This window comes from Stenotrophomonas sp. PS02297 (assembly GCF_029959705.1).
GTDB lineage: Bacteria > Pseudomonadota > Gammaproteobacteria > Xanthomonadales > Xanthomonadaceae > Stenotrophomonas > Stenotrophomonas nitritireducens.
In genome coordinates this window covers 1-6,878 of the sequence record NZ_JASCOS010000153.1, presented here as the reverse complement: position 1 = coordinate 6,878, position 6,878 = coordinate 1, and the positions used below count along the sequence as shown (strand labels likewise).

The window sequence follows — 6,878 nt, the reverse complement described above, 5'->3', positions numbered from 1 at the left end:
CGCCACTGCAGGTGGCGCGCGACGGCGCGATGCAGGCACCACCGGGCATGTACGCATGCGTGAGCGCCCCTTGCGGGCCACGCGACGCGCGCGGCGGGAGCATGGGCCGGCCCTGACCGCCCTGCGCCGCGCACACTCACACCACAGGAACCGACCGTGGGCTTCTCGACTCTCTTCATCCGCCGCCCCATCGCCACCTCGCTGCTGATGGTCGGCCTGATGCTGCTCGGCATCCTCGGCTACCAGCGCCTGCCGGTTTCGGCACTGCCCGAGATCGAGGCGCCCAGCCTGGTGGTGACCACGCAATACCCCGGCGCCAGCGCGCAGACCATGGCCTCGCTGGTGACCACGCCGCTGGAGCGGCAGCTGGGCCAGATCTCCGGCCTGGACCTGATGACCTCCGATTCCTCGGCCGGCCTGTCGACGATCGTGCTGCAGTTCTCGATGGAGCGCGACATCGACACCGCCGCGCAGGACGTGCAGGCGGCGATCCGCCAGGCCACCCTGCCCGGCTCGCTGCCGTACCAGCCGGTCTACAACCGGGTGAACCCGGCCGACGCGCCGATCCTGACCCTCAAGCTGGCCTCGGACACGCGCCCGCTGCGCGAGGTCAACGACCTGGCCGACTCGGTGCTGGCGCAGCGCCTGTCGCAGGTGGACGGCGTCGGCCTGGTGTCGATCGCCGGCAACGTGCGCCCGGCCGTGCGCATCCAGGCCAACCCGGCGCAGCTGGCCAACATGGGCATGACCCTGGAAGACCTGCGCAGCGCGCTGACCCAGGCCAACGTCAACGCGCCCAAGGGCTCGCTCAACGGCAAGACCCAGAGCTACACGCTGTCCACCAACGACCAGCTCAGCGACGCCTCGGACTACAACGACATCATCGTGCGCTACAAGAACGGCGCGCCGGTGCGGCTGCGCGACGTGGCCAGCGTGGTCGACGGCGTGGAGAACGACCAGATCGCCGCCTGGGCCGACGGCAAGCCGGCGGTGCTGCTGGAAGTGCGGCGCCAGCCCGGCGCCAACATCGTCAAGACCGTACAGAACATCCGCCAGATCCTTCCCGGCCTGCAGAACATGCTGCCGGCGGACGTGAAGCTGGACGTGTTCTCCGACCGCACGGTGACCATCCGCGCCTCGGTGCACGACGTGCAGTTCACCCTGATCCTCACCATCTGCCTCGTGGTGGCGGTGATCTTCGTGTTCCTGCGCCGGCTGTGGGCCACCGTGATCCCGTCGGTGGCGGTGCCGCTGTCGCTGCTGGGCACCTTCGGGGTGATGGCCTTCGCCGGCATGTCGCTGGACAACCTGTCGCTGATGGCGCTGACCGTGGCCACCGGCTTCGTGGTCGACGATGCGATCGTGATGATCGAGAACATCGTGCGCTACATCGAGCAGGGCAAGGAAGGCCAGGACGCGGCCGAGACCGGCGCCCGGGAGATCGGCTTCACCGTGCTGTCGCTGACCGTGTCGCTGATCGCGGTGTTCCTGCCGCTGATCCTGATGCCGGGCGTGACCGGCCGCCTGTTCCACGAATTCGCCTGGGTGCTGACGATCGCGGTGGCGATCTCGATGCTGATCTCGCTGACGCTCACCCCGATGATGTGCGCCTACCTGCTCAAGCCCGACGCGCTGCCCGAGGGCGACGACGCCCACGAACGCGCCGCCGCGCAGGGCAGGACGACGGCATGGTCGAAGCTGGTGCACCTGTACGGGTCCAGCCTGGACTGGGTACTGCGCCACCAGCGCATGACGCTGGGCATCGCGCTGGGCTCGGTGGCATTGACCGTGCTGCTGTACATCGCGATACCCAAAGGCCTGCTGCCCGACCAGGACACCGGCATGGTCACCGGCGTGGTGATCGCCGACCAGAACGTGGCCTTCGAGCAGATGCAGCAGCGTACCCGCGCCGTGGCCGAAGCATTGCGCCAGGACGAAGCGGTGACCGGCGTGGCCGCCTATATCGGCGCCGGCTCGATGAATCCCACGCTCAACCAGGGCCAGCTGAACATCGTGCTCAAGGACCGCAGCGAACGCGGCAGCCTTGACGCCATCCTGCCGCGGCTGCAGGCCGCCACCGCGCACATCCCCGGCGTGGCGCTGTACCTCAAGCCGGTGCAGGACGTGACCCTGGACACGCGCGTGGCCGCCACCGCCTACCAGTTCTCGCTGTCGGACATGGACAGCAGGGAACTGGCCGAACAGGCCGCGCGCGTCACCGACGCGCTGCGCCGCCTGCCCGAGCTGGCCGACGTGGACAACAACCTGGCCAACAACGGCCGCGCCCTGCACGTGGAGGTGGACCGCGACAAGGCCAGCCGCTATGGCGTGCCGATGCAGACCATCGACGACACGCTGTACGACGCCTACGGCCAGCGCCAGATCTCCACCATCTTCACCCAGCTCAACCAGTACCGCGTGGTGCTGGAAGTGGCGCCGGAATTCCGTACCTCCGACGCGCTGATGAACCAGCTGGCGATCGGCAGCAACGGCAGCGGCGCGCTGACCGGCAGCAATGCCACCACCCTGGGCCAGGTCAGTTCCAGCAACTCCTCCACCGCCACCGGCATCGGCAACAGCAACACCGGCATCGCGCTGGGTGCCGGCGGCACCATCCCGCTGTCGGCGATCGCCACCGCCACGCCGGGCACCGCGCCGCTGATCGTCAGCCACCAGCAGCAGCTGCCGTCGGCGACGATCTCCTTCAACCTGGCGCCGGGCTACTCGCTGTCCGAGGGCGTTGCGGCGATCAACAAGGCCGTGGCGGACCTGCAGCTGCCGCAGCAGATGCAGGCGCAGTTCGTCGGCACCGCCGCCGAGTTCTCCAGCAGCCAGACCGACGTGGTGATGCTGCTGCTGGCCGCCATCGCGGTGATCTACATCGTGCTGGGCGTGCTCTACGAGAGCTGGATCCACCCGTTGACCATCATCTCCACCCTGCCCCCGGCCGGCGTCGGCGCGCTGCTGGCGCTGTACCTGTGCGGCATGAGCCTGTCGGTGGACGGCATCGTCGGCATCGTGCTGCTGATCGGCATCGTCAAGAAGAACGCGATCATGATGATCGACTTCGCGCTGGACGCGCAGCGCGCCGGCATGAACGCCTTCGACGCGATCCGCCGTGCCTGCCTGCTGCGCTTCCGCCCGATCATGATGACCACCGCGGCGGCCATGCTCGGCGCGCTGCCGCTGGCGCTGGGCACCGGCATCGGCTCGGAACTGCGGCGCCCGCTGGGCGTGGCCATCGTCGGCGGCCTGCTGCTGTCGCAGCTGGTCACGCTGTACACCACGCCGGTGATCTACCTGTACTTCGAGCGCCTGTCCGAATGGGCCGCGCGGCGCCGCGAGCAACGCGCCGCCGCGCGCCTGCAGGCCGCCGGCAAGCGCGCCGGATGAACATTTCCGCGCCCTTCATCAAGCGCCCGATCGGCATCAGCCTGCTGGCCATCGGCCTGTTCTTCGCCGGCCTGCTCTGCTACCTGCGATTGGGCGTGGCGGCGTTGCCGAACCTGTCGATCCCGGTGATCTTCGTGCAGGCCAGCAACATCGGCGCCGACGCCGACACCATGGCCGCCACCGTCACCGCGCCGCTGGAACGCCACCTCGGCCAGGTGCCGGGCATCAGCACCATGCGCTCGAGCAGCAGCGACGGCCGCAGCATGGTGTTCCTGATGTTCGACACCAGCCGCGACATCGACGCCGCGGCGCAGGACGTGCAGGCGGCGATCAACGCCGCCATGGCCGACCTGCCAGCCGGCATCGGCACGCCGACCTACCAGAAGGCCAACCCCAACGACGATCCGGTGATCGCGCTGTCGTTGACCTCGGAAACGCAGTCCGTCGCCGAGCTCTACAACCTGGCCGACTCGCTGCTGGCGCAGCGCCTGCGCCAGCTGCCGGGCGTCTCCCAGGTGGACATCGCCGGCGCCTCCACCCCGGCGGTGCGCGTGGACCTCAACCTGCGCGCGATGAACGCGCTGGGCCTGAGCCCGGACGACCTGCGCAATGCCATGCGCGCGGCCAACGTGGCCTCGCCGCTGGGCTTCCTCAGCGACGGCAGCAGCCAGACCGCCATCGTCCTCAACGACCAGGTGCGCAAGGCCGCCGACTTCGCCAACGTCGCCATCGCCACCCAGGACGGCGCCGTGGTGCGACTGAAGGACATCGCCACCGTCTACGATGGCCAGCAGGACGCCTTCCAGGCGGCCTGGTTCAACGGCAAGCGCGGCGTGCTGATGTACGTGTACCTGCGCAGCGGCGCCAACCTGGTGGCGACCGTGGACAGGGTGAAATCGGAAATGCCGGCGCTGTCCGGCTACCTCGACGCCGGCACCACGCTCACGCCGTATTTCGACCGTACCCCGACCATCCGTGCCTCGCTGGCCGAAGTGCAGATCACCCTGATGATCAGCCTGGCGATGGTGGTGCTGACCATGGCGCTGTTCCTGCGCCGGCTGGCGCCGACCCTGATCGCCGCGGTGACCGTGCCGCTGTCGCTGGCCGGCGCGGCGGTGGTGATGATGGTGCTGGGCTTCACCCTCAACAACCTGACCCTGCTGGCGCTGGTGATCGCGATTGGTTTTGTCGTCGACGACGCCATCGTGGTGATCGAGAACATCATGCGCCACCTGGACGACGGCATGCCGCGGATGCAGGCGGCGATGGCCGGCGCGCGCGAGATCGGCTTCACCATCGTCTCGATCACCGCCTCGCTGGTCGCGGTGTTCCTGCCGATCATCTTCGCCCAGGGCATGCTCGGCGCGTTCTTCCGCGAGTTCACCCTGACCCTGGTGGCGGCGATCATGGTCTCGGCGCTGGTGTCGCTGACCCTGACCCCGGCGCTGTGCGCGCGCTTCCTGCAGCCGCACGAGGCGCACGTGCGCCAGTCGCGCATGCACCGCCTGCTCGACAACGTGCACGGCGGCATGCTGAAGGTCTATACGGTCGCGCTGGACTTCTCGCTGCGCCACGCGCTGCTGCTGGCGCTTACCCCGCTGCTGCTGATCGTGGCCACCTTCTACCTCGCCGGCGCGGTCGGCAAGGGCAACTTCCCCGAACAGGACACCGGCCTGATCTGGGGCCGCGCCAGCTCCAGCGCCACCGTGTCCTTCAATGAAATGACCGCGCGCCAGCGACGCCTGAGCGACATGTTCCTTGCCGACCCGGCGGTGAAGATGGTCGGCGCGCGGCTGGGTTCCAGCCGCCAGGGCAGCAGCGCGCAGTTCAACATCGAGCTGAAGACCATGGCCGAGGGCCGGCACGAGGCCACCAGCCTGGTGGTCGCGCGGCTGAGCGCCAAGGCCGCGCAGTTCCCCGACCTGGACGTGCGCCTGCGCGCCATCCAGGACCTGCCCTCCGATGGCGGCGGCGGCGGTGGCGGACAGGGCGCGCAGAACCGCGTCACCCTGCAGGGCAACGACGCCGCGCAGCTGGCCGAATGGCTGCCGAAGCTGGTGGAAGCGCTGAAGCAGAACCCGAAGCTGCGCGACGTCGGTTCGGACGTGGACAAGGGCGGGCTGATGCAGCGGATCGTCATCGACCGCGAGAAGGCTTCGCGCCTGGGCGTGGGCATCGGCTCCATCGACGGCGCGCTGTATGGCGCCTTCGGCCAGCGCCAGATCTCCACCATCTACGCCGACCTCAACCAGTACGGCGTGGTGGTCAACGCGCTGCCGGAACAGACCGGCAGCCCGGCCGCGATCAACGACGTGTACGTACGCTCCAGCAGCGGGCAGATGATCCCGCTGAGCGCCTTCGCCCACCAGGAGCCGGGCCTGGCGCCGTCGCAGGTGACCCACCAGAACCAGTACACGGTGATGGACCTGAGCTACAACCTCGCCCCCGGCGTGAGCAGCGGCGAAGGCGACGCCATCGTCAAGGCGGCCATCGACGGCCTGCGCATGCCCGGCGACATCCGCCAGGCCGAACCCGGCGGCTTCCGCCAGGCGCTGGACCCGACCGCGATGCTGATGCTGATCATCGCCGCCATCGCCACGGTCTACATCGTGCTGGGCATGCTGTACGAGAACCTGGTGCACCCGGTGACGATCCTGTCCACCCTGCCGGCCGCCGGCATGGGCGCGCTGCTGGCGCTGTGGGCGACCAATACCGATCTTTCGGTGATTTCGACCATCGCACTGGTGCTGCTGATCGGCATCGTCAAGAAGAACGCGATCATGATGATCGACTTCGCCCTGGTGGCGCAGCGCGAGCACGGCAAGTCGCCGGCCGAGGCCGTGCGCGAGGCCAGCATCGTGCGCTTCCGCCCGATCATGATGACCACGATGGTGGCGATCCTGGCGGCGCTGCCGCTGGCGATCGGCCTGGGCGAAGGCTCGGAACTGCGCCGCCCGCTCGGTATCGCGATGATCGGCGGCCTGCTGATCTCGCAGAGCCTGACCCTGCTCAGCACCCCGGCGCTGTATGTGATCTTCTCCTGCCTGCAGCAGCACTGGCGCAACTGGCGCGCACGGCGCCGGGAGCGCAAAAGGCAGCGGCGGATCGCGCGGGCCTGATCGTCTCCCGTAAAGCGGGGCAACGCCCCGCTGAAGCATTTCCAATAAAGTCCCTGCCGGGCGTTGCCCGGCGCTACGGAAATTCGCGACGCGTTGCCATTGCCATTGCCATTGCCATTGCCATTGCCGTTGCCGTTGCCGTTGCCGTTGCCGTTGCCGTTGCCGTTGCCGTTGCCAGTGATTTTGCTGCTGCCTCTGGCTTTTGATTTCCGGCCCCCTTCCGCAGCGACGGAGCCGACGGATAAGACCCCGGGAGGGGCGACGTGCATGGGTTCGGCGGAGATAGGCGAAGCATTGCTTCGCTCCGCCGGACGGGGGGGGGGCCGGCGGGCGCGGGCCGGGCCCGCGCCGCCGCCGGTCTTGGAG

2 protein-coding genes are annotated in these 6,878 nt (G+C 68.9%); both read left to right on the top strand.

Features of this window, described 5'->3' with window-relative positions:
• The first annotated feature begins 156 nt into the window (after positions 1-156).
• The gene (locus QMX80_RS17585; protein ID WP_055770845.1) at positions 157-3,393 is read left to right on the top strand and encodes an efflux RND transporter permease subunit; all 3,237 of its coding nucleotides are present in this window, start codon (positions 157-159) and stop codon (positions 3,391-3,393) included.
• Positions 3,390-6,512, top strand: a complete 3,123-nt coding sequence (locus QMX80_RS17580; protein WP_055771029.1) for an efflux RND transporter permease subunit — start codon at positions 3,390-3,392, stop codon at positions 6,510-6,512. The genes QMX80_RS17585 and QMX80_RS17580 overlap by 4 nt, the downstream gene beginning before the upstream one ends.
• Positions 6,513-6,878: the final 366 nt, after the last annotated feature.